A 23,423-nucleotide genomic window follows, 5' to 3' on the forward strand; every position below is an offset into this window, starting at 1 on the left:
AGGGTCCGGGGACGACATTGCACCAGTTTAGTGCAAAGCCGTCCCCGGCAATCCATCAGGCCTCGTAGGCCGATTCGCCATGCGAGGTGATGTCCAGCCCCTCGCGCTCGGCGTCCTCGGAGACGCGCAGGCCGACCGTGTACTTCACGATCAGGAAGGAGACCAGGGCCACCACGCTGGACAGCACCACCGTGATCAGCACGCCCTGCGCCTGGATCCACACCTGCGAGCCGATCGAGTACTCGGCCAGGGCGGTCTCGGTGACGTAGTCCCAGATGCCCGCACCACCCAGCGACGGCGCCGCGAACACGCCGGTCAGCAGCGCACCGGTGATGCCGCCCACGCCGTGCACGCCGAACACGTCCAGGCTGTCATCCGCGCCCAGCAGCTTCTTCAGCCCGCTGACGCCCCACAGGCACAGCACGCCGGCGATCGCGCCGATGGCCAGCGCGCCGTTCAGGCCGACCAGGCCGGCGGCCGGGGTGATGGCGACCAGACCAGCCACCGCGCCCGAGGCCGCACCCAGCAGCGACGGCTTGCCCTTGGTGATCCACTCCACCAGCAGCCACGCCACCACCGCCGCGGCCGTGGCCAGGAAGGTGTTGACGAAGGCGATTGCGGCCACGCCACCGGCTTCCAGCGCCGAACCGGCGTTGAAGCCGAACCAGCCCACCCACAGGATGGACGCACCGACCATGGTCAGGGTCAGGTTGTGCGGCTTGATGGCCTCGCGTCCGTAGCCCGTGCGCTTGCCGATGACGTACGCGCCCACCAGGCCGGCAATCGCCGCATTGATGTGCACGACGGTGCCGCCGGCGAAGTCCAGCGCGCCCTTGGCCCACAGGTAGCCCGACTTGGCCAGCACGCCGTCGACGGCATCGGTGCCCGTGAACGCATCCGGGCCGGGGAAGAACCACACCATGTGCGCCATCGGCAGGTAGGCGAAGGTGAACCACAGCACGGTGAACAGCATCACGCCGGCAAACTTCACGCGCTCGGCGAACGCACCGACGATCAGCGCGCAGGTGATGCAGGCGAAGGCGCCCTGGAACACGAAGAACGCGAGTTCCGGGATGTAGACGCCCTTGGTGAACGTGGCACCGATGGACGAGGCGTCGAGACCCGCAGCAAGCAGCCGGTCCGTGCCGCCGATGAACGCATTGCCCTCGGTGAAGGCGAAGCTGTAGCCGTACAGCGCCCACAGCACCGCGACCAGCGAGAACACCGCCAGGTTCTGGATCAGGATCGACAGCACGTTCTTCGAACGCACCAGGCCGCCATAGAACAGCGCCAGGCCCGGCAGCGTCATGAAGATCACCAGCACCGCGGACACCAGCACCCACACGGTGTCGGGCTTGCTGATGGTCGGTGCGGGAGCTTCCTCGGCAGGGGCTTCCTCGGCGGGGGCGGCGACGGCTTCAGCGGGGGCTGCAGCGACCTCCGCAGGCGCGGCGGCGGCTTCGACCGGCGCAGGCGCGGCGTCGGTGGCGGGGGCTTCGGTCGTCGGGGCGGCAGTGTCCTGTGCGGCGAGCGCCGCAGCCGACACGCCAACCGTCATCAGGCCGCACAGCGCGGCCAGGCACAACGTCTGGGCACGGGTCTTCCACCCGGAGAACAGTCGAGTCTTCATGTGGGGCTCCGAGTGTTAGAGCGCGTCCGCGCCGACTTCGCCGGTGCGGATGCGGATGACCTGGTCGATGGTGGTGACGAAGATCTTGCCGTCGCCGATCTTGCCGGTGCCGGCCGCCTGCTGGATGGCCTCGATGACGGCATCCAGTCGCTCGTCGGTGACGACGGTTTCGATCTTGATCTTGGGCAGGAAATCGACGACGTACTCGGCGCCGCGGTACAGCTCGGTGTGGCCCTTCTGCCGACCGAAGCCTTTGACTTCGGTGACGGTGATGCCGGACACGCCCGCCTGCGACAAGGACTCTCGGACCTCGTCGAGCTTGAACGGCCGGATGATGGCGGTGATCAGTTTCATGCGCATACCCCGATGGTGGATGGAACCGGCCGACCGGAGCCGGCCGGCGGTTTCAGGTCACCCGTGCGCGCAGCCCCCTGGCGGCGGACACGTTGTCGGTGCGGATCGATGCATGAACCGCATCCGTGCCCACCGCGATCATTTGCGGCAGGAACGGATGACGTGGGAGGGAGCAGCGGTTCATGGACCTCTCCTGTGTTTCCCCTGGTACTGCGTTGGTGCGATCTCCGGAAATCGAAGATGGGTGGTGCCCCGGTTCCCCAACCGGTCGAAGCCATCGCGACGCGATGTCTCCAATAAGGTGCGGCGATGGCGACGGGTGGGAGGGGAGATCCGTCGCCATCGCCGCGAGAACTCAGTGCGCGACCGCTGCGTCGCGGAGGGCCGGTACCCGGCCCTCCGCATGCATGGCGATGTGCGCGTTCGACGGCATCAGCTGGCGTAGTACAGCTGGTATTCCAGCGGGTGCGTGGCCGCGCGGAACTTGGTCACTTCCTGCATCTTCAGCGCGATGTAGGCGTCGATGAAGTCGTCGCTCATCACGCCGCCGGCCTTGAGGAAGTCGCGGTCCTTGTCCAGCGCGTCCAGCGCCTGGTCCAGGCTGGAGCAGACCTGCGGGATGTTCTTCTCTTCTTCCGGCGGCAGGTCGTACAGGTCCTTGTCGCTCGGCGCGCCCGGGTCGATCTGGTTCTTGATGCCGTCCAGGCCGGCCATCATCAGCGCGGTGAAGGTCAGGTAGCCGGACTGCAGCGGATCGGGGAAGCGGATCTCGATGCGGCGCGCCTTCGGGTTGGCCACCCACGGGATGCGGCACGAGGCCGAACGGTTGCGCGCCGAGTAGGCCAGCATCACCGGCGCTTCGAAGCCCGGCACCAGGCGCTTGTAGCTGTTGGTGCCCGAGTTGGCGAACGCATTGATCGCCTTGGCGTGCTTGAAGATGCCGCCGATGTACCACAGCGCCATCTGCGACAGGCCGCCGTAGCCGTCGCCGGAGAACAGATTCTGGCCGCCCTTGGCCAGCGACTGGTGCACGTGCATGCCGCTGCCGTTGTCGCCGACGATCGGCTTCGGCATGAAGGTCACGGTCTTGCCGTTGCGGTGGGCCACGTTGCGCACCACGTACTTCATGCGCTGCAGTTCGTCGGCCTTCTGCACCAGCGTGTTGAACTTGGCGCCGATCTCGCACTGGCCGGCGGTGGCGACTTCGTGGTGGTGCACTTCGACTTCGATGCCGACCTGTTCCAGCGTCTTGCACATCTCGGCACGCAGGTCGTGCAGCGAGTCGGTCGGCGGCACCGGGAAGTAACCGCCCTTGATGCCCGGGCGGTAGCCGCTGTTGGCGCCGTCGTAGCTCTTGCCGCTGTTCCAGGCGCCTTCCTCGGAATTGATCTTGAAGAAGGTGTTGCCCATGTCGTTGGCGAACTGCACCGAGTCGAAGATGAAGAACTCGGGTTCCGGACCGAAGAACGCCACGTCGGCGACGCCGCTGGCCTTCAGGTGGGCCTCGGCGCGCTTGGCGATGCCGCGCGGATCGCGCGTGTAGCCCTGCATGGTGGCCGGGTCCAGGATGTCGCAGACCAGCACCAGGGTCGGGTCGGCGTAGAACGGATCGAGGTAGGCGGTGCTCGGGTCGGGCAGCAGCACCATGTCGGACTCGTTGATGCCCTTCCAGCCCGAGATCGATGAGCCGTCGAACATCTTGCCGTCTTCGAACAGGGACGCATCCACGATGCTGACGGGGAAGGTGACGTGCTGCTCGACACCGCGCATGTCGACGAAGCGCAGGTCGACGAACTCGACCTTGTGGTCCTTGATCAGCTTCTCAACGTTGTCCAGGGACATCTTTGGAACCTCGGGTTGGATAAGGGTTGTGCCAACACACAGCAATCCCCGTGCCAACCCCGATATCGCGCCAAGTCACTGATTTACATGGAGGTCGTTGACAAACCCATTACGCGAAATCCCTTTTTTGGTGCGCTCTGGATTCGTAATGAACCAACGCGGTGCGTTGCGGTTTCCACTATTCTTTGCCGCCCTTCTCAGTTTCCACGCCCCGATGACCGACCTGCTCGCCGCGCTGCTGCTCGGCATCCTCGAAGGCCTGACCGAATTCCTGCCCATCTCGAGCACGGGCCATCTGCTCATCGCGCAACACTGGCTGGGCGAGCGCTCGGACTTCTTCAACATCGTCATCCAGGCCGGCGCGATCCTGGCCACCACGCTGGTGTTCCGCCGCCGGATCTGGGAACTGACGACCGGCTGCTGGCGCGATGCCGAAGCCCGCGACTACTCCATGAAGCTGGCGGCCGCCTTCCTGGTCACCGCGCTGGTCGGCCTGCCCGTGCGCCTGGCCGGCTGGGAACTGCCGGAGACCGTCACCCCGGTCGCGTGGGCGCTGATCCTGGGCGGCGTGTGGATGCTGCTCGCCGAGCACTTCGCCGAAAAACGCGGCGATGTGGCGACGATCACGTGGAAGGTGGCGATCCTGGTGGGCCTGGCGCAGGTGGTGGCCGGCGTGTTCCCCGGCACCTCGCGCTCGGCGGCGGCGATCTTCATGGCCATGCTGGCTGGCACCAGCCGGCGCTCGTCGGCGGCGGAGTTCGTCTTCCTGCTGGGTATTCCCACCATGTTCGCCGCCAGTGGCTATGCCTTCCTGGAACTGGTGAAGGACGACGCGCTGGGCAGCGAGAACTGGGGCGAAGTCGCGCTCGCATTCGTCGCCGCCACCGCCACCGGCTTCGTGGTGGTGAAGTGGCTGCTCGGCTTCATCAAGGCGCACCGGTTCACCGGCTTCGCGATCTACCGCATCGTGCTGGGCGCACTGCTGCTGTTGCTGATGCCCGTGGGCAGCTGATCCGCCGCGCTCCTGCAATCAAGCGCGATGCCCGGCCTTCACCCCATTCCAACCTGTCGCGCGTTTGCATTGGGCCACCTTCGACGGAGAACGCCATGAAACGACTGCTGCTGCTTGCCTTGCCACTGGCCCTTGCGGGCTGCCCCAAGCCGGCGGAACAGGCCGACACGCCCACGCCCACCGTGGCCGCCACCCCGGATACACCGGTTGCCGCATCGGTCGACGCGGCTGCCTTGCTGTCCCAGCACCACTGGCAACTCATGGACGCCACCGACGCCCAGGGCAAACGCATCGACGCCTTGTTCGCGCGCGCCGACAAGCCGGTGCAACTCGACTTCAAGGAGGGGCGACTCGGTGTGGCCAACACCTGCAACCGCATGGGGGGAACCTACACACTGTCGGATACCAGCCTCACCATCGGTCGCCTGGTGACCACCATGATGGCCTGCACGGACAACGCACTGATGGCGCTGGACCAGGAAGTCGGCAAGCGCCTCGAAGGGACGCTGAAGGTGGCGGCGACGCAGGACGGCGTCACCCAGCTGGCACTCACGACAGCGACGGGCGACAAGCTCCTGTTCGCGGGCAATCCCACGGCCGAAACCCGCTACGGCGGTCCCGGCGAGCGCGTGTTCCTGGAAGTCGCATCGGAAACGAAGCCGTGCAGCCATCCGCTGATTCCCGACAAGCAATGCCTGCAGGTACGCGAGATCCAGTACGACGACAAGGGACTGAAGGTCGGCACGCCCGGTGAATTCCAGCACTTCCACGACAGCATCGAGGGTTATACCCACGAGCCGGGCGTGCGCAACGTGCTGCGCGTGGACCGCTACACCGTGAAGAATCCGCCTGCCGATGCGCCGCCGAAGGCGTATGTGCTGGACATGGTGGTGGAATCCGCCAGCGAGAAAAAATGACGCTTCCGTCCCCGCACGGCGCGCACGGTGGCCACGCCGCGCGCGCCGTGGCGACGTGACGCTCCGAAGGCACTGCAGCGGCCGGTATAGTGCGCCGTCACCGGACACGACGCGCGATTGATGAGCCTGCCAGCAAGGAACGCCTCTCCCCTACCCTGGATCGCCGCTGCGCTGCTGGTGGCCTCCGCGTTGCTGATGTGGCTGCCTGCACTGCAGACCCCTTTCTGGGGCGATGACTACGCGTTCCTGCACGCGGCGCATGCCACGAATGCATCCGGCGCGCCATGGTGGTCGGATTTCTGGCCTGCGTCGCCGCCCCGATTCTGGCGACCGCTGTCGCAGGAAGGGTACTGGCGCTGGGTCGATGCCGCGCTGGGGGGCAGCGCACATGCCGCCCACGTCGTGAGCCTGGCGCTGCACCTGCTGGCCACCCTGGGCGTCGCACTGCTCGGGTTCCGCCTCGCACGCGCCTGCCAATGGCCGCACGCTGGCCGGATCGCCGCGCTGGCGGGGGCCGTCTACGGTGCATTGACCCTGCACACGCTGCCCGTGCACTGGGCCGCCGCCGCCAACAACGCGATGCTCACCCTGTTCACCACGCTGCTGCTGGCGGCATGGGTAAGCGCGCGCGACGCGAAGCACGCGACGCGCTCGGTACTGCTGGCTTCCGTTCCGCTGCTGCTCGCACTGGCGCTGCTGAGCAAGGAGTCGGCCGCCTTGACGCCGGCCCTGATGCTCATCGTCAGCGGATTCGTCGCCGCGCGCCGGCTGGACCGTGGCGAACTCGTCGCGTGGCTTGCCTGTGTCGCCGTCGTAGCGGCATGGCTGGTGCTGCGCGCGCGGTTCACCGCCAATACGGACGCGTCCTATGCCATGACCCTGGGTGGCAACGTGGTGCGCAACGCGGCCTCGTTCGTGGCGTGGCTGCTGAATGTCCCGCGCGAAGCCATGCGCATGGCGGTGGCCGGGGAGCGCATGCAGGGGCTGGCCTGGATCGCGGCGACGGCGCTGCCGATGCTCGCGGCGTGGGGCATCGCGGGCTGGCGTGGCCGCAGGCTGCTCGCAACGCGTCAATGGCTCTGCATCGCGGCGTTCGCGGTGTTCGCGTACGCGCCGTACTTCCTGTTCGCATGGAACAGCTACGAGTACTACGCGGCCATCGCCGTGGTGTTGCCGGTCATCGCGCTGGCGCGCTGCATCGCCACGGATCGCCTCGCTCCCGTGGTCGCCGTGCTGATCGCGGTGTCGTCATGGATCGCGGTGGAAGGCACGCGCCGCCTCGACCACCCCGGCCTCATCGGTCGCGCCCACTGGGCGGAAACAACATTGCAGGCCCTGGCGCAGCAGCCGGTCGCCACGCCCTTGCACGTGCAGGTGGCGGACGAACAGCGCTTCTATGCCATCGGCCAGATGGGCCTGGCATGGCGCCTGGGTGTGGCACCGGACACCATCCGCAGGGTGCGCGAATGCCCGCCTTCCGGCGCCTGCCTTGTCATCGACACCGATGGGCGCTGGCGCTTGCAGCCCGTCGCGGGCGGCGCGCAGCCGCGTTAGCCGCGCAGCGACGCATTCAACGTATAGGTGCCATGCACGGCGGCTTCGGCCAGCACATGGCCCTGCATCGCGCGCTCCACATCGCCGGCGGTGAATCGCGCCGGCAGGTCGAGCGTGGCGAGATCCAGCGCAAACAGGCGGAAGAAGTAGCGATGCATGCGCAGGTCGTTGAAGGGCGGGTACGGGCCGTCGTATCCGTAGTAGTCGCCCCCCATCTGCGCGTCACCGGCAAACCAGCCGGTGTAGTCGTTCAGGCCCTGCCGCGCACCCGCCGGCCCCTCAGGCTGCTGCTTGCCTTTGGCAGTGACGCCGTCGCTGCAGCTGCCGGCGGCGATCTCCCGCACTTCCGGCGCGATGTCGGCCATCGCCCAGTGGATGAAATGCCCGCGCGGCTGCTCGACCGGGATCTGCAGGTCGTCGCGACCGACCGTCTCCGGCACGGTGGGCACGTCGGGATCGATGCACAGCAGGGCGAAGGACTTCGTCCCGGCAGGCACGCCGTCCCAGGCCAGGTGAGGATTGCGGTTCGCGGCGAATCCGTCGGGCTGGCCCATCGCGAAGCCGGCGGGGATGGGCTTCGCATTTTCGAAACTGTCGCTCCAGAGGCGCATGCATGACTCCTGCAGATGCGGGGAAAAGGGATCAGGCTTCCGGGTAACCCAGTCGCACCGCCACCGGCGTCAGCGCGGCGAACGGGCCCGCCAGCACGTCGGCATAGTGGCGCCAGTGGCCCGCCGGGAAGCGGCGCGCACCGGAAGACGGCGGCTCCGTCAGCTGCGCGCCCAGCGCCCGGCTCAGCGCCTGCGCCACAGCCGCGGCATCGTCCTTGATCGCATCCATCGCGATCAGCCGGCTCGGGAACAGGTCATGCTCGTGCACATCGGCGACCTGGTCGAACAGCTGCGCCAGCCAGCGCGCGCCGGCGTCCAGGTCGTCCAGGGCCAGCGGGGCCGGGGCACCGAATGCCAGCCAGTCGAGGAAGGCATCGCGTGGATCGCGCACCGCGATGATCAGCAGGGCCTCCGGCAAGTGCGGACGCAGGGCCAGCAGCAACGCGTTGTCCCACCACGGCAGCCAGTCGACGATGCCGCCATCTTCCGAGCGGGTGGCCAGCGTCTCGCGCCATCCTGCCACGCAGGCTTCGCCCGACAGCTCGCCGGACAGGAGCCGTGCCGGCGTGTGGTAGTTCTGGAAGGCGTCCACCGGCGGATTGGGCAGGAAGCGGTCACCGCGCAGGCGATGGCTGATCGCGCCCAGGACGCCGGCGATCGATTCGACCACGGTGCCCGGCGCGCCCCACAGCAGGATGGGGTACGGGCGGCCGGCGGACGACATCGGAATCGGCGCCACGTCGGGCCAGGGGCCCTGGGCACCGCTCGGGGTCCACAACGGCAGGCGCGTGGGGGCCAGTTCGTGGGCCAGTGCGGCCCACGTGGCGGCGGCATCGGCATAGCGGCCGGCGCGGTCGCGGACGAACGCCTGCCAACTGCGCAGGCTGCGCTTGTGGTGCGGTTCGGTGGCCTGGTCGGCGAGTTCGCCGACGCGTGCGATCGCGGACACCGGATCGCGTTCGAACAGTGCCTCGACCAGCCGCTGCTCGGCACTCGCACGGCCCGGGTCGAGCGCAACGACCTGCCGCGCCACGGCTTCGGCCGCATCACGCTCGCCCGCCGCATCCAGCACCGACATCTGGGCCTCCATCGCGGGCACGTGCTGCGGCATCGCCGACACCCAGCGCTCGACCACCGCGCGCGCCTCGGCGCTGCCCACGGGCTCGAACAGCAGGCGCGCCAGCCACAGATCGTGCTCGTCCGGCGTGGTGGCCAGGGCGGCATCCAGCGTGTTGCGCGCATCATCCTGCATACCCAGGCGACGCCACGCCTCGATGATCGCCAGCACGGTGTCGCGATCACGCGGCTGTCCGGCCAGGGCGATCCGCAGCGAGGCCAGCGCTTCCTCGTCCTGTCCTGCGGCAAGGCGCAGGTGGCCGATGTAGCGGTGCAGCCCGGGCGCGTTGTTGCGCGCCACCAGCGGGACCAGTTCGTCGGCGGCATCGGCGGGACGCCCCTGCCGGCGGATCAGGTCCGCGATCAGGCTGCGCAGGCTGTCCGCGCCCGGCGTCCGCTCCACCACGCCGCGGAACGCCTGTTCGGCGAACGCCCAGTGCCCGAGCGCCATGTGGATGAAGCCGAGCGAATAGCGCAGCTGCACTTCCTCGGGTGCCACCTGCAATGCCGCACTCACGATCTTCAGGGCCGTGTCGGCATCGCCGCGACGCAAGGTCACCATGCCTTCGACGGCGGCAAGCTGCGGATGATCCGGTGACACGCGGGCGGCCAGGCGGTTCAGGCGTTCGGCTTCGTCCAGGTCGCCGCGACCCAGCGCCAGCTGTGCCTGCACCAGGTATGCGGTGAACTGGTTGGGATCCAGCCCGGTGGCCTGGGCCAGCGATGCCTGCGCCTCGTCGGGACGCCGGCTGCCCACCAGCACGCCCGCACGGGCCAAGTGCAGGTCGGCGTTGTCCGGCGCCAGGGCAATGGCGCGGTCGATGCTGGCCAGGGCGGCGTCGGGCTGGCCGCTCTGCAGCTGGGCAGCGGACAGCCAGCGCAACGCCTGGGCGTCGTCGGGGCGTTCTGCCACCAGCGCTTGCGCGGCGGTCAGGGCATCGGCCACTGCGCCGCGGCGAAGGGCATCGAGGATCGGGTCGTACATGGAGAACTACCAGGATTCGGGCAAACGCCGATTGTACCGGCCGTTCCCCGGCTCAGGCGGTGCCGCCGGCCAGGCGTTCGGCCACCCAGCGCTCGGCGTAGCCGTCGCAGGCGGCGTTCTCGATGAAGGCGCAGTGCCCGCCCCAGGGGGCGATCTCCAGCGTGGCCTGCGCCGGCAGCGCCCAGTCGCGGAAGGTCTCGAACGGGATCACCGGATCGTCCTCGGCCATCAGGATGTGCGCGGGCACGGTCAGCCTCGCCAGGCGGCCGCCGGCGATGGCATAGCCGTCGAAGTAGTCCTCGAGCGTGCCGAAGGCCGTGTGCCGCTGCACCAGCCAGTCGGTCAGCGCGCGGATGTCCAGCGCCAGCACGGTGTCGTCGAAGTCATGCCGCTGCGGGAACAGGCTGCGCTTGCGTTCGAGCGAACGGCGCCATTTGCGCGCGAAGTACCAGTCGTACAGCGGCAGGCCATTCTCGATGCGGTCCATCGTCGTGGCCGGATCCAGCAGCGGGCAGACCGCCGCCACGTGTGCCAGCGCCAGTCCCGCCTCCGGTGCGCGCAGTGCCAGCCGCAGCGCGAAGTTGCCGCCCAGCGAATAGCCCGCCACCCGCATCGGCACGTCGCCGGCGAACCGCCGCGACACGTCGAGCGCCGCGTGCACGACTTCATCCAGGCGGTTGGAGTGGAACAGGTCTTCGTTGAGGTGGTGGGTATCGCCGTGGTCGCGGAAGTTCAGCCGGAACACGTCGAACCCGCGCGCCAGCAGCTGCGCGGCGGTCAGGCGCATGTAGCTGGAATCGGCACTGCCTTCCCAGCCATGCAGCAGCAGCACCAGGCCGCGCGGACTCTGTCCGGACATCCGGCTCAGGAACCCCTGCAGGCGCACGCCATCGCCGCCATCCACGATGTGCTCCACCGTCACCGCACCACTGCCCGCCAGCGCGCGCAGCCCGCGACGGCGGCGCAGTGCGCTCGAACCCAGCACCGATTGCAGGTGCGGATTGCGCAGCCAGCGTGGCGGGCGGTAGTCGGCGGCAGTGATCATGGGGTCATCGCAGCGGTGTCGGGACGAGGGTGGCACCGCAGTGTGGAGTATTCCTTCGATTCCGTCGCGATGCCGGCCGAACGCATCCGCTCAGGCTTCCGACATCGCCTGCACGATGCGCTCGCGCGACAGCTCGGCGATGCGGCGGCGCCCTTCCACATCGGCGATCCGGATCGGCTCCAGGAAGCAGATGTCGGCCGTGCGGGCCGGCTCACCCAGCAGGCGCACGAAGTTGGCGAAGAAGCTCTCCTTCGGCCCGAACGCCACCACCGGCTGCGCACTGCCGCGCGCACCGTAGCGCAGCGCCACCGGCTGCACCGGCACGCCGGCTTCCACCGCCGCCAGGAAAATGCGCGCGTGGAACGGGCCCACCGACCGGCCGTCGCGGGTACGTCCTTCCGGGAACACACCTACCGGACGGCCCTCGCGAAGGCGCTGCATCATGGCCTGCAGCACGCCGCCCAGCGACTCCTGGCTGCCGCGCTGGTGGAAGATGGTGTGGCCCTGCGCCGCCAGCCAGCCGACCACCGGCCAGCCGCGGATCTCATGCTTGGCGACGAATCCCATCATGCGCTGGCTGTGCAGCGCTTCGATGTCGATCCAGCTGACGTGGTTGGCCACGAACATCGTGGCGCCGGGGAGCGGCGTGCCCACGCGACGCAGGCGGAACCCGAAGATGCGCATCAGCCCGCTGGACCACCAGCGCACCGCCACCTCGCCCACGCTCTCGTCGCCCACCCGCACCCAGGCCAGCAGTGGCGACAGGCACAGCAGGATGATCGGCAGGAAGACCAGCAGGTGGACCAGCAGCAACGGCACGCGGTAGAGGTAGCGGATCGCCCGCGCCATACCGCTGCCGCCAGCAACATGAACAGGGGGCGGCGTCATCCTGTCACGATACCGGATGCGTCGCCGCAGCGGAACGTGCCATGGTCGACGGAGGTGGCAGGCGTCGTGAAGACCTCAGCGCCGCATGCGTGCGGTCAGCGCCCTGCTTGCCAGCGCGCCCGCCAGGAAGGACACCTGATACAGCTTGAAGCGGCCATCGACCGGCAACAGGCCCAGCAGCTTTGCGGGCAGCCAGAACACCAGTGCCGTCACCACCACCCAGACCACGATGGCGAGCAGAAAGCGCGGCAGCCCGGCTGCGGTGATCCTGCGGGACGCACGACCGGCGACCTTGTCGAACAGCGGGGTCAGCAACGGAAGCCACGCGCACCCGGCCACGCCGCCCGCGCCGACGATCGCCAGAAAGTGCGTGTCGATCATGCCCATGTCGAGCCTGTCGTCGCTGCCACGCCGGGTCTCAGGCCTTGGGCAGGGGCACCACCGCCAGGGTCAGCCGGGACACGCAGACCAGTTTTCCTTCATCGTTCTCGATGCGGATCTCCCACAGCTGCGTGCTTCGGCCCACATGCAGCGCACGCGCCGTACCGGTCACCACGCCACCGCGCATCGCGCGCACATGGTTGGCGTTGATCTCCAGACCCACCACCATCTCCTTGGTGATGTCCACGCACAGGTTGCCCGCCACGCTGCCCAGGGTCTCGGCCAGCGCCACCGAAGCCCCGCCATGCAGGATGCCGTAGGGCTGCACTGTGCGTGCATCGACCGGCATCGTGCCGCGCAACCAGTCCTCGCCCGCCCCGGTGATGACGATGCCGAGATGGGACACCAGCGTGTCGGCGGCGTGGGCGTTGACGGCAGCGAGATCGACGGGGGCGCGGAAAGCCATGGCGTGCAGACCAGGAGAGAAGGTGCCCGGATTCTACCCACGCCCATGTAGGAGGGGCTTCAGCCCCGACGCTTTTCCATCACCGTCCGACAGGCCCGAGGTCGACCAGGCTGCATTCGGGGGCTCTCTGTCGTCTGGTCGAAAAGCATCGGGGCTGAAGCCCCTCCTACAGACCTGCGGACCTACAGGATCGGCACCAGTCCCGCACCGAACGCGGTCAGCACGCGCGTGTACAGCCATTTCGGGCCGACATTGACCTCGGGGAAGTCGCCCACGGCCACGTAGCACCGGTGGAACGCCGGGTCCTTCGGCCCCACCGGGAGCGGGCAATCGGGGCCGGGCTGGAACTCGTAGCTGGTCGCATACCGCCACGGCCAGACGTCGAAGATCGGCAAGGACTCGGAGACCTTGCCCAGGCTGTAGTCCAGGCCGGAGAACACCGGCGGCTTGGCGCGCGGCGCGATCACCCACGCGTTGCGCGGCGACATGTCGCGGCGGATGCTGTCGGCCAGCGCCTGCGCGAAGGCAGGGTCCTGGATCACCACCGCCGCTTCGGTGTTGTAGTTCTCCGAGCGCGGATCGAAGTTGTGCGTGCCGATCACCGCCGTGCCGCCGTCGATAACCATCGATTTCGCGTGCAGGCCCATGCGCACGCCGGCACGCTTCAACGGCAGCGGCTCGGAACCGGCGCCGCTGCTCAGGAACGACGGCCGCGATTCGGTACGCTGCAGGCGACGCGTGGTCTCGCCCTCGGAGCCGGCCGACGGCCCGATGGATCCCGACGGCCCGCGAATGCGCCCGCTGCCACCGGTACCGCCAGCGGAGGTCGCCAGCGGCGGCCCTTCCGGCATCAGCGCGGCGTAGTCCACCGGCGCGTCTTCCGGAAACGGTTTGTACTCGTGGATCTGGAAACCGAACTCGCGCAGGTAGCGGCGCTTGTACTTGAACGACATCGAATAGACGACCGGGTTGTCGGTCGCAGCCAGGCTGTTGGTCGACACCAGCACGCGGGGCGGTGGCTGGCGTTCGCGCATTTCGCGGAACATCGCCTGCGCCTGCTTCGACATCACCAGGTACGGCGTCTGCAGCAGTACTTCCGACTGCGCGCTGCGGATCAGCGCTTCCAGTTCCGGCGCGGCGGGCGCATCGTCGTCGCGGCGCTCGCGGCGGTGCTTCTGCGGCAGGTCGGCGATGTAGCGCACCGCACCGACTGGAAAGGCCGCCTCCACGAAACGCGTCCGCATGACCTCCGGGTCGCTCGCCTGGCCGCTCGCGGCCTGCACGCGCTCCGGGCGCAGATAGCGCGGCACCGGCATCGCCGGCACGCCTTCGTCGAGCAGTGTGCGGCCGACATCGTTCAGGCGTTCCGCCGGCACGCTGCGCCGTGCCTCCCAGAACGCCTGGAAGTTGTCCGCCATCGCGGCCGCTTCCGGGCCGGCCACCAGCACGTCGCGGTCGCGGAAGTTGTATTCCGCGTCCCAGTCGAAATAGTCGTCCTGGTAATTGCGCCCGCCGCTGATGCCGATGCGGTCGTCCACCAGCAGCAGCTTGGTATGCATGCGCTGGTTGAAGCGGCGGAAGCAGCACAGCACGCTGCCCGCATAGTCGAAGTAGTTCAGCTTGGCCTTGCCGAAGCTGGGGTTGTAGATGCGGATGGCGAAGTTCTCGTGCGCGCCGGACAGCGCCGCGAGGATCTCCAGGTCGGCGATGGCGGACAACTGGTCGATCAGCACCCGCACCTTCACCCCGCGCCGTGCCGCCGCCAGCAGTTCATCCAGCACCAGCCGCGCGCTGTCGTCCTTGTCGAAGATGTAGGTCTGCAGGTCGATGCGCGTGCGCGCGCTGCGGATCAGGTTCAGGCGTGCCAGCAATGCATCGGAGCCCTGGTCCAGGATCACCGCGTAGTGGCGCGGCGCTTCCGGCGTGGACGCGGCGCGCGCCTGTCCGGCCAGGTCGTAGAGCGGCGACGACAGCGCGCAGGCATCGGCCTGCGTGCATTCGACCACCGAAGAACGCGCGCCTGCGGCGATGCCGGCAGCACGCTCACGCTGGCGATCGGACAGGCTGGCGCAGGCGCTGCCCAGCAGCGCGACACACAGCACCGCGCACCGCGCGGCCAAGGCGGGAAAACGGCGGTTCACGGTGTCTTCGCACTCCGGATGCGCGCACGCAGTACGAACACCACGCGGTCACTGACCGCCAGCATCCAGTCGTCCATGTCGTAATCGCTGCGGCGCACCGCGCCCGTCGCCACCACATCGCAACCCACCGCGGGATGCGAACAGGTGGCCGGTGCCACGTCCAGGCTGCGCGGCCGGTTGATGCCCTTGATGCTCAGGTCGCCCTCCAGTTTGCCGCCGTCGTACAGCAGCATCGGGTCATACGGCTTGGAGGTGAACGTCACCACCGGGTAACGGTCGGCATCGAAGAACTTCTCGCTGCGCGCCCACTCGCTGTAGCGCGGATGCCCGGCGATCTCCACCTCGCGCGTGTACATGCGCAGGCGGACCTGCTGGCGGCCATCGGGCAGGTGTTCCACCGAGCCCTCGTAACGCTGGAACACGCCATCCAGCACCTGCCCCCAGCGCGTGCGCAGTTCGAACCCCAGGCGCGTGTGCGAGGGGTCGAAATCGTTGCGTCCATCGGCCAGGGCAGGCGTTGCCAGCAGCGCGCCCAGCCCCAGCGCGGCCAGCCGCATGATCCCCGGGACTGCCTGTGTCATGGCCACCAGAAAGCGGAAAGCTGCGCCACTCCCGGCTCGATCGCGGTGTCCACCGGCAGCGTCAGCACCACCACGCCGGCCGGCGGCATGCCGCGGTATTCGCTGGTCACGCCGGAATACATCAGCGCAGCCAGCTGCTCGAAGCCGGGGTTGTGGCCCACCATCAGCAGGCGCTCGGCTTCACGGTGCTGGTCGGCCAGGTCGGCCAGCGTGCCCGGCGTGGCTTCGTAGATGCGCTCCTCCAGCCGCTGCTCCACGTAGCCGACGGCACCCAGCACCGCCTCCAGCGTTTCGCGGGCCCGGCGTGCGGGCGAGCACAGCACCCGATCCGGCACCAGGCCCTTGTCCTGCAACCAGCGTGCGGCGGCCTCGGCCTCGGCCAGGCCTTGTGGCGACAGGGGACGATCCAGGTCCGACTGCCCGGTGGTCGCGGGTTCGGCATGGGCATGACGCAACAGGATCAGTTCACGCATGGGACAACGACTCCTTCGGGTTCGGCCTGATCAGGCCTTCTTGATCCATTTCAACAACGGTTCCCAGTCAGCCTGGTGATCGCGCACCTGGGCCGAGCGGTAGTCGAACAGGCTGCGGCCCAGGCCGGCCATCACGACATAGGCCTGGGTATCGCGCAACTGGGTGATCACCGGGTACGGCCAGGTCTTCAGCATTTCGACCGCCTGCTGCGACGCATTCGTCCACGGCTTGCTGCGGTTGACCACCAGGCCCACCGGCAGCTTGCGCTTGTGCACGCGCGGCACCTTGGCCATGGTGTTCAGGAAGCCCACCGTCGCCTCGATGTCCAGCGCCGACGGCAGCACCGGCACCACCACCGCATCGGCGTGCTCCAGGAAGCCGCCCAGGTCGTCGGCCATCGCGCCGGCGGGTGCATCGATCACCACCCGCTCCGCGTCTTCCGGCAGCCAGGCGCGCCAGGCGCGCTTGCCACTGGCATCGATCGGCAATACGGCGGTTTCCAGCTCCGCCCGGCGCTCGGCCCAGCGGGTGGAGGAATGCTGCGGATCGGCATCCACGAGGACCGTGCGCTTGCCGTCCAGTGCGAAATGTGCGGCCAGATTGGTCGCCAGGGTGGTCTTGCCCGCGCCGCCCTTGGAGCTGGCGACCAGAATCGTCTTCATGCGCGCACCTCGTTGCTGGAGAACCCGGAGGGTACACCGGGGCAAGTTAAGCGGGAACCGGCGCGGCGAAGCGCGACCCGTTGTCGCGGGCCGGTCGGCTCCCCGTTCCCGTGCGCGCTTGCTATCGTGCCCGTCCCCACGGACCGGATGCCCCATGAACGAGCTGCAGGACCTGACCGCGCTGATCCGCGCCAACACCCCGCTGATCGTCATCGAGACCCAGGACGAAGCCCGTGTGGTCGACCTGTTCCGGCAGGCCCTGGGCCAGGTGTGGCGGGCGCTGCACCGCTGGAGCATCACCGAAGGCCTGCGCCGGCTCGACATGGACCGCGAAGACGACGCCGTCGGCCCGCCCGACGCCAGCGCCGCCCTGCAGGCGATCAAGCAGGCCGACCAGCGCGGCATCTACCTGCTGCTCGATTTCCATCCCTACCTGGGCTACGCCAGCAGCCAGCGCCAGCTGCGCGACATCATGCAGCGCCGCCACAGCCTGCCGCACGTGGTGGTGCTGGTGGGTGCGAAGATCGAACTGCCGGCCGAACTGGAAGCGCTGGCCGTGCGCTTCAACCCGCGCCTGCCCGACGGCAACGCCCTGCTGAAGATGGTGCGCGAGGAAGCTGACCACTATGCCCGCGAGCACGGCGGGCGCCGCGTGGAAGCCGATGGCGAGGCGGTCAGGCAGATCGTGCGCAACCTGCAGGGCCTGAGCCTGGTCGACGCGCGCCGCATCGCGCGGCAGCTGATCTTCGCCGACGGCGCGCTGACCGCCAGCGACCTGCCCGCGCTGAACAAGCTCAAGTTCGAGCTGCTCAACCGCAGCGGCCATCTGCACTACGAATACGACACCGCGAAGTTCGCCGAGGTCGCCGGCGCCAGCCGCCTGAAGCGCTGGATCGAGCAGCGCCGCGCGGTGTTCGTCTCCGGCAACCCGCCGCCCGGGCTGGACCTGCCCAAGGGCGTACTGCTGCTCGGCGTGCAGGGCTGCGGCAAGTCGATGCTGGCCAAGGCCACCGCCGCCGGTTTCGGCGTGCCGCTGCTGCGGCTGGACTTCGGCACGCTGTACGACAAGTACCACGGTGAAACCGAGAAGAACCTGCGCGCCGCGCTGGGCTCGGCCGAACAGCTGGCGCCCTGCGTGCTGTGGATCGACGAGATCGAGAAGGGACTGGCCAGCGGCGGCGACGAGGACGGCGGCGTCTCGCGTCGCGTGCTCGGCTACCTGCTCACGTGGATGGCGGAACGCAAGGCCGGTGCCGGCAGCGCCCAAGTCTTCCTCGTGGCCACGGCGAACCAGGTACAGGACCTGCCGCCGGAACTGCTGCGCAAGGGCCGCTTCGACGAGATCTTCTTCGTCGACCTGCCCTCGCCCGAGGCGCGCGTCGAGGTGCTGCGCGTGCACCTGGCCCGCCGCCAGCTGGATCCGGAAGTCTTCAACCTGCCCGCACTCGCCGCCGCGGCGAACGGCTTCTCCGGCGCGGAGCTGGAACAGGCCATCGTCTCCGCGCTGTATGCCGCGCATGCCGAACAGAAGCCGCTCGACACCGATCTGGTGATGCACGAGATCCGCAGCACCCGCCCGCTCTCGGTGATGATGGCCGAACAGGTGCAGGCGCTGCGCGACTGGGCGCGCGAGCGCACCGTCCCCGCCGACTGACGGCCTGTTCCGTGGCGGGAGCGGCACGGGTGGCAAGAGCGCACGCCCCGCGCCCGGCCACTGCATTCACTGGCTGCATACGCGCGCCATCGCATCATGCCGTTCCCACGGAGACCGCCATGACCCGCCATCGCAGCGCTGCACGTGCCCTGGGCACGCAACTGGTGGAACTCGGCACCGCGGCACCGTTCGTCATCTCGCACCGCATGGCGCGACTGGCGACGGCCGGCCCCAACCCGTCGGCCCGCGACCGGCGCGAGTTCGCGCTGATGTCGAACGAGAAGGTCGCAGCCGCCTGGGAATCCTGGCGCGCCATGGCCGGCTACGCGGTGACGTTGAACACCACGGCAACGCAGGCCGCGCTGGCGTTCTGGATGCCATGGGCATTCACGGCGAAGCCCCTGCCATCCCCTGAGGACGCCGTGGTCAACATGGCAACCGCCGGCATGAAGCCCTACCGCCGCATCACCGTGGCCAACCAGCGACGCCTGAGCAAGCGCAAGCCGTCGCGCTGATCCAGCGCCACAGGATGGTCGGCGGCAGGACCGCAGGATCGGTTGAGCCGCAAGCGATACCCGTCGATCCGTTTCTCTGCCATAGCGTGAAGCCCCGACAGGAACGTCGCTGTGGCTGATCTGCACGTTGCACTCGGCACGTCATGGGGTGTGGGTATTGCCTGCGGCTCAACCCATCCCGCATGCGGGCCACGGCCTCTCAGACATCCACGATGACGTTGAAGCCCCCGTAGATCATGCGCCGTGCGTCGAAGGGCGGGACTTCATCGCCGCGCTCCATCCTCGGGTCGGCCATGACCTTGCCATTTCCCTCGTCGCGCGCCTCTTTCGAAGGCCACGAGATCCACGCAAAGACCACCACTTCGTCCGGCTTCCGTTTGACGGCCGAATGGAACGAGGTCACTTCGCCCTCCGGCACGTCATCGCCCCAGCACTCGACGACACTGAGTGCACCATGTTCACGGTAGATCGCGGCGGCCTCGGCCGCCATCTTCCGATAGGCTTCCAGGTTGGCTGCCGGTACAGCGGCCACGAATCCGTCGATATACATATCGCCCTCTCTGAGGTCGTCCACGTTGCTGGCCGATCAACTGTCATGCGAAGCAGGTTCGGTTTGAGTGAATTTCTAGCCATCCCCTGGTGGATGCATGGCCTCCCACTGCGCTTCGATGACAGAGTCGAATTCCTGGTTGGAGTAAGGCTTTCCATTTCGATGAGTCATGTAGCAAGCGAACGCACGATTGCCGAGCACAAACGTCTCTCGATCATTCAGGCGCTCAGGCAGGCCCGATTGGATCTTGGACAGGCATTCAGTCCGAGCAAGCTCAACGCGTCGCGCGCACTCGTCCGCACTGATCGCAAGCAGACCCATGATGGCCCTACTACATTCTGCGTAATTGGATACAGCCAAGCGTGCGGTATCCAACCGGTCCACAGGAACAGGAGCGTCTTGAGCGATGGATCGGCCGGGTAGAAGGCACAAAACCAGCGCAATAGCCGCGACCTTCATCATGGTGGTCAACATCTGAATCAGCCCCCGCCCGCGAGTTGTCTTCATCTCGAATGAACTGTCAGGCAACTACTTGCGTGCCGGAGGGCACCTCATTGAGCACGTTTATCTTGTAGTTGAAGTGAAGCGGAGTAAACAGGAGGGTCCAAAGCCCCTTGACTCTTCTCGGGTCCGTTTCAGAGAAAGACATCAGCTTGTTCAATGCGCCGCGCGCGCAGAAGCCCCACACAATCATCAGAAGCATCCAGAGCTTGTCTGCGACGTTGCTCGCTATTGCAACAGGATGGGTCTCATCGACAAACAGATAGCCAAAGAACAGCGCGAGGGAGGAGTAAGTAAGGACGTAAAGCGAGACGACCAGAACCCGGGGTATCGCCTCAGTGCCAGAGTGGTGATTGATGACCCGGGACTGCCGTGCGCAGTAGTGAGCATAGTAGGTTCCGATAGTGATCAATCCGAAACCTAGCAAGCGCCAGGTATTCTGGCTTTTGAGCCCTTGAAGCAGACTGTCGGGCGACGCTGGATCTGTGCAGCCCGCAACCGGCGGGGCATACGGGCTAGTAGTCACAAGGAAAGTTCCTAGCTGCCTGGCGCCCGAATTAAGCCGACCCGCGAAGCGGGTTCGGCCTGGATGAACTGTTGCGCGCCAAGCGCGTCACCACAGGCGCATGCTCCGAAGCCACATCAATGACATGGTTGCCGCAGATGAGCTGGTAATGCTTGAACGGCCCAGGGTAGTCATCGCTAGCGAACGTTGCAGCTGCCGTGAATTCCAGAAATTTTGATCTGGAGTAGACACGCAGACGCTCTCCAGCCCACACCTCAGTGTCATCCCGGTGGCAGTAGGCCTCATTGTGGACGGCGTAAGTGATGTACGTACCCCAGAGAACCTCGAACCGGCGCGACTCATGCGTAACCTCTATGGGCCGAATACCGGTGAGTGAAACGCCATTGATCTCAAGCGATTCTTCTCGCTCAAGCACCAGCGCCTCGTCAGCGACAAGGCGCAAGGAATTTTCCTCGGGCTCGCCAATGCCCGCGAGCAACAAGTAGGGGCAAGAGTCAAGTTCTTCGGCTGCACTGATGTTGGTCATTGGCGCCTGACGCCGGAATTGAGCCGACCCGCGAAGCCGGTTCGGCTTGAATGAATTGTTAGGTGCCATCCCCGATCTGCTGGGTAACGAGCACCGATGGAGACAGCCTCACAAAAACCCTGTCCTCGCCTGAAACAACGATCTCCAATGTGTCATGCCCTGGGTCGGTATGCACCCGAAGGTCTGCAACACCGGTAGCAGCTAGCTGATAGATAAGCACTCCCGAAACTCGGATTGACAGCTCGATGTGCTTGTACGACGGCATGAGGTGAAGGTCAACTTGGGAATCAGCGCGGGAAGCGGCGAACGACAGTCCGTTGTAGGGCCAAGGAATATCCCTATCTGTCCGCGAGGCCTCCACACCGAAGAAGCGCTCGAGATCAGCTTCTGTCAGGGACAAACCCGCTGCCGTCATGGTAACCAACGCCTGAATTGAGCCGAGCCGCGAAGCGGGTTCGGCTTGAATGAATTGTTAGGGGGCTGCGGCACGCCGACGTCTCCCCCGAATAATTGCAACTGCAGAGAGCGCCACCCCAGAGCCTAACAGTGCCCAGAAAGCATAACCGTACAACAGCGGCGCGCGGCACGTTGCAGTCGCCGCATTAGCTGTGTCCGGTTCGGTACAAAACACGAAGGACAACGAGTAAGAGGCCGCTGCTTGCAGGTATGCGTAGCCAGCAAGCAGAAAGCAAGTTGTGGCGGTAATGGAAAGAGCCAGGTTGATCTTGCGTGACCTATCCAAGCTGCCCCCTAACGCCTGAATTAAGCCGACCCGCGAAGCGGGTTCGGCTTGAATGAATTGTTAGGCATACATCCCTCACTCGCCCGGCATAGGCGGGAAGGCGTACACCGGACCTGACAACTCTTGGAGCACGTCAGTGGCCAAGGGCTGTCCCCCAATCGCCTCGCGGATCTTGCGCGTATAAAAGTGTCCGCGGGGCTCAGGACTAGAATCTAGAACGTCAGCGGTCATGTCCAGCACAGACTTGTCGCCGCGGACTAAGGTAAGGACCTTGCCAGATTGGCTAGTAGCGACCACGTAATAGCGCCCCACATGGAGATTGAGTCCGCCGCAGTTTGAAGCCTGATGGGCGAAGTACTCAAAACTGGGGGACCCTTTTAGGGTATCTATGACCTCTATGCGCCCTGCAAGGGAGCGAGCCCCCTTTTGCTTGTCGGTGAGACTGATCGACGTAATGCGAAAAATGAACACAGAACTTGCGTCCCGAAGGGACTGGTTGAAGGTCGGCACTTCGGGTTCAATGCACGCAAGAGCCTCGGTCATCACCAAGAATGACAGAAATAGGCCTATCAGCAGTGACGTAAGTTTCATGGATGCCTAACACCAGAATTAAGCCGACCCGCCAAGCGGGTTCGGCTTGAATGAACTGTTAGGCCGCGCCACGACGAACCCCCGGCAACAGCCAAGTGATTGCAGTGGATACCAGCGCAATCAGCAAAGCGGTCTTTACCGCAGGTAGGGGTACGGATGCAATGACTGCCGCGGCCAAGAACGAAGCGGTCGCATAGAGCCAGAGACTCAAGCGTGAGCCTCGGCTCACCAGTAGCCCAGCGATAGCGAGACTCGCGGCAGCAAGCATGCATACAAGCAATGCGAGAGGTGAGATGGCGCCTACGCGCGCAAGATCAGAAAGGCTTTGATACGAAAATAGCCATACGACTAGTTGTGCAGCAGCAAGCGCGGCGAGCAGATAGCGCGTTTTGCGTCCGCTATGGTTGTTACTAGCCGCAATATCGCTTGAAGGAGCGCGGTAAGGATCTAAAGAGTCCATCGATTGTCCTAGCGGCCTAACGCCTGAATTAAGCCGACCCGCGAAGCGGGTTCGGCTTGAATGAATTGTTAGGCCTCAGCACAGTCAACTCCACGTAGCCGAAGCATTTTACAGATGGTGTCCAGTCGGAACTCATTGTCCATGTGATCGACAAAATATTGCTCCTTCTTGAGGACCTTGAGTGCCGAAGGGAAGGCAAATATTGGGGCGTCTTCGTTCTTTGTGGAGCCTTCCAGGTAAAAGGCATAAGGGTTCTCTTGGCGCTTGCTGGAATAGACGCAATCTAGCGAAGAAAGCCACTTTGAAAAAGCAGTGTTGATCTTGTGCAACTGTGGGAATTGCTTGCGCAATGGAGTAGCGCGGAAGTGCACCTCGCCAACTGTCCAGAGAGCGCTCCGACGGATTCGTGGCAGAACAATCGTCGCTACAGGGGAGGTATTCGCATCTATGCCACCAGTAGGGAGATAAGAAAGAGGGCCGAAGTCTCTGAAGTGGAGAGCATGACCATACTCGGTCGCCGCTCTCGTGACTGGAGTGTCTAGAGACTGGAACCAAGCCATCACTTCCGATGGTTCGTTAGGGTTGGCTATGAATCTGTGAGTCACGCTCATGCTTGTATGAGGCCTAACACCAGAATTAAGCCGACCCGCGAAGCGGGTTCGGCTTGAATGAATTGTTAGCGCGCTCTAAGACCACTCC

Annotated in this window: 26 protein-coding genes; 5 read left to right on the top strand and 21 right to left on the bottom strand. The window is 66.3% G+C overall.

What is annotated here, in order from left to right:
* Positions 1-55: 55 nt before the first annotated feature.
* The 4 genes from WBN46_RS16450 to glnA form a co-directional block, all read right to left on the bottom strand.
* Entirely contained in the window at positions 56-1,630 is a 1,575-nt protein-coding gene (locus WBN46_RS16450; protein WP_337732508.1) for an ammonium transporter, read from the bottom strand.
* Between the two features lie 15 nt (positions 1,631-1,645).
* On the bottom strand, positions 1,646-1,984 hold the full coding sequence (locus tag WBN46_RS16455; protein WP_056880236.1) for a P-II family nitrogen regulator: 339 nt from the start codon (positions 1,982-1,984) through the stop codon (positions 1,646-1,648).
* Between the two features lie 52 nt (positions 1,985-2,036).
* A complete protein-coding gene (locus WBN46_RS16460; protein WP_337732509.1) occupies positions 2,037-2,168 on the bottom strand; it encodes a hypothetical protein in 132 nt (43 codons plus the stop codon).
* 248 nt (positions 2,169-2,416) lie between these two features.
* Entirely contained in the window at positions 2,417-3,826 is a 1,410-nt protein-coding gene (glnA, locus tag WBN46_RS16465) for a type I glutamate--ammonia ligase (RefSeq protein WP_337732510.1), read from the bottom strand.
* Positions 3,827-4,040: 214 nt separating this feature from the next.
* On the opposite strand from glnA, the gene WBN46_RS16470 reads away from it, so the two are divergent.
* The 3 genes from WBN46_RS16470 to WBN46_RS16480 all read left to right on the top strand — a co-directional run bounded on the left by WBN46_RS16470 (position 4,041) and on the right by WBN46_RS16480 (position 7,309).
* Positions 4,041-4,838, top strand: a complete 798-nt coding sequence (locus tag WBN46_RS16470) for an undecaprenyl-diphosphate phosphatase (protein ID WP_337732511.1) — start codon at positions 4,041-4,043, stop codon at positions 4,836-4,838.
* A 95-nt stretch (positions 4,839-4,933) separates the two neighbouring features.
* Complete coding sequence (locus WBN46_RS16475) at positions 4,934-5,755, top strand: META and DUF4377 domain-containing protein (protein ID WP_337732512.1); 822 nt, start codon at positions 4,934-4,936, stop codon at positions 5,753-5,755.
* Positions 5,756-5,875: 120 nt separating this feature from the next.
* Positions 5,876-7,309: a hypothetical protein gene (locus WBN46_RS16480; protein WP_337732513.1), complete on the top strand. Its 1,434-nt coding sequence runs from the start codon at positions 5,876-5,878 to the stop codon at positions 7,307-7,309.
* Here WBN46_RS16480 and WBN46_RS16485 read toward each other — a convergent pair.
* The 10 genes from WBN46_RS16485 to WBN46_RS16530 all read right to left on the bottom strand — a co-directional run bounded on the left by WBN46_RS16485 (position 7,306) and on the right by WBN46_RS16530 (position 16,659).
* The gene (locus WBN46_RS16485; protein WP_337732514.1) at positions 7,306-7,920 is read right to left on the bottom strand and encodes a YbhB/YbcL family Raf kinase inhibitor-like protein; all 615 of its coding nucleotides are present in this window, start codon (positions 7,918-7,920) and stop codon (positions 7,306-7,308) included. The two genes, WBN46_RS16480 and WBN46_RS16485, sit on opposite strands and share 4 nt — an antisense overlap.
* Positions 7,921-7,951: 31 nt before the next feature.
* A complete protein-coding gene (locus WBN46_RS16490) occupies positions 7,952-10,021 on the bottom strand; it encodes a tetratricopeptide repeat protein (RefSeq protein WP_337732515.1) in 2,070 nt (689 codons plus the stop codon).
* A gap of 52 nt (positions 10,022-10,073) precedes the next feature.
* Positions 10,074-11,063, bottom strand: coding sequence for an alpha/beta fold hydrolase (locus WBN46_RS16495; RefSeq protein ID WP_337732545.1), 990 nt, complete (start codon positions 11,061-11,063; stop codon positions 10,074-10,076).
* 93 nt (positions 11,064-11,156) lie between these two features.
* Entirely contained in the window at positions 11,157-11,954 is a 798-nt protein-coding gene (locus WBN46_RS16500; RefSeq protein ID WP_337732516.1) for a lysophospholipid acyltransferase family protein, read from the bottom strand.
* Between the two features lie 75 nt (positions 11,955-12,029).
* A complete protein-coding gene (locus tag WBN46_RS16505) occupies positions 12,030-12,335 on the bottom strand; it encodes a hypothetical protein (protein WP_337732517.1) in 306 nt (101 codons plus the stop codon).
* A 37-nt stretch (positions 12,336-12,372) separates the two neighbouring features.
* Positions 12,373-12,801, bottom strand: a complete 429-nt coding sequence (locus WBN46_RS16510) for a hotdog fold thioesterase (protein ID WP_192199679.1) — start codon at positions 12,799-12,801, stop codon at positions 12,373-12,375.
* A 182-nt stretch (positions 12,802-12,983) separates the two neighbouring features.
* Complete coding sequence (locus tag WBN46_RS16515; RefSeq protein ID WP_337732518.1) at positions 12,984-14,942, bottom strand: phospholipase D family protein; 1,959 nt, start codon at positions 14,940-14,942, stop codon at positions 12,984-12,986.
* Complete coding sequence (locus tag WBN46_RS16520) at positions 14,939-15,523, bottom strand: YceI family protein (protein ID WP_337732519.1); 585 nt, start codon at positions 15,521-15,523, stop codon at positions 14,939-14,941. The genes WBN46_RS16515 and WBN46_RS16520 overlap by 4 nt, the downstream gene beginning before the upstream one ends.
* Positions 15,520-15,996 carry a histidine phosphatase family protein gene (locus WBN46_RS16525; RefSeq protein ID WP_192199678.1) on the bottom strand — a complete coding sequence of 159 codons (477 nt, stop codon included), beginning with the start codon at positions 15,994-15,996 and terminating at the stop codon, positions 15,520-15,522. Before WBN46_RS16525 ends, WBN46_RS16520 begins: the two co-directional genes overlap by 4 nt.
* A gap of 30 nt (positions 15,997-16,026) precedes the next feature.
* A complete protein-coding gene (locus tag WBN46_RS16530) occupies positions 16,027-16,659 on the bottom strand; it encodes a ParA family protein (RefSeq protein ID WP_142122952.1) in 633 nt (210 codons plus the stop codon).
* Between the two features lie 154 nt (positions 16,660-16,813).
* Between WBN46_RS16530 and WBN46_RS16535 the strand changes: the two genes are divergently transcribed.
* Both WBN46_RS16535 and WBN46_RS16540 read left to right on the top strand, forming a co-directional pair.
* The gene (locus WBN46_RS16535) at positions 16,814-18,313 is read left to right on the top strand and encodes an AAA family ATPase (protein ID WP_337732520.1); all 1,500 of its coding nucleotides are present in this window, start codon (positions 16,814-16,816) and stop codon (positions 18,311-18,313) included.
* Positions 18,314-18,432: 119 nt separating this feature from the next.
* Positions 18,433-18,828 (top strand): polyhydroxyalkanoate granule-associated phasin, encoded by a 396-nt coding sequence (locus WBN46_RS16540; RefSeq protein WP_337732521.1) that lies wholly within the window; start codon positions 18,433-18,435, stop codon positions 18,826-18,828.
* Between the two features lie 199 nt (positions 18,829-19,027).
* Here WBN46_RS16540 and WBN46_RS16545 read toward each other — a convergent pair whose 3' ends face one another.
* From WBN46_RS16545 to WBN46_RS16575, 7 genes are all read right to left on the bottom strand, one after another.
* Positions 19,028-19,378: a DUF1428 domain-containing protein gene (locus tag WBN46_RS16545; RefSeq protein WP_337732546.1), complete on the bottom strand. Its 351-nt coding sequence runs from the start codon at positions 19,376-19,378 to the stop codon at positions 19,028-19,030.
* 75 nt (positions 19,379-19,453) lie between these two features.
* The gene (locus WBN46_RS16550) at positions 19,454-19,885 is read right to left on the bottom strand and encodes a hypothetical protein (protein ID WP_337732522.1); all 432 of its coding nucleotides are present in this window, start codon (positions 19,883-19,885) and stop codon (positions 19,454-19,456) included.
* Positions 19,886-19,898: 13 nt separating this feature from the next.
* Complete coding sequence (locus tag WBN46_RS16555) at positions 19,899-20,306, bottom strand: hypothetical protein (protein ID WP_337732523.1); 408 nt, start codon at positions 20,304-20,306, stop codon at positions 19,899-19,901.
* Positions 20,307-20,436: 130 nt separating this feature from the next.
* Positions 20,437-20,931 (bottom strand): hypothetical protein, encoded by a 495-nt coding sequence (locus WBN46_RS16560; protein WP_337732524.1) that lies wholly within the window; start codon positions 20,929-20,931, stop codon positions 20,437-20,439.
* A gap of 58 nt (positions 20,932-20,989) precedes the next feature.
* Complete coding sequence (locus WBN46_RS16565) at positions 20,990-21,346, bottom strand: hypothetical protein (RefSeq protein ID WP_337732525.1); 357 nt, start codon at positions 21,344-21,346, stop codon at positions 20,990-20,992.
* A gap of 402 nt (positions 21,347-21,748) precedes the next feature.
* Positions 21,749-22,264, bottom strand: a complete 516-nt coding sequence (locus WBN46_RS16570) for a hypothetical protein (RefSeq protein ID WP_337732526.1) — start codon at positions 22,262-22,264, stop codon at positions 21,749-21,751.
* 528 nt (positions 22,265-22,792) lie between these two features.
* Positions 22,793-23,335 carry a hypothetical protein gene (locus tag WBN46_RS16575; RefSeq protein ID WP_337732527.1) on the bottom strand — a complete coding sequence of 181 codons (543 nt, stop codon included), beginning with the start codon at positions 23,333-23,335 and terminating at the stop codon, positions 22,793-22,795.
* Positions 23,336-23,423 lie beyond the last annotated feature (88 nt).

The organism is Pseudoxanthomonas sp. CCNWLW251, from assembly GCF_037402255.1.
In the GTDB taxonomy this organism is placed as follows: domain Bacteria; phylum Pseudomonadota; class Gammaproteobacteria; order Xanthomonadales; family Xanthomonadaceae; genus Pseudoxanthomonas_A.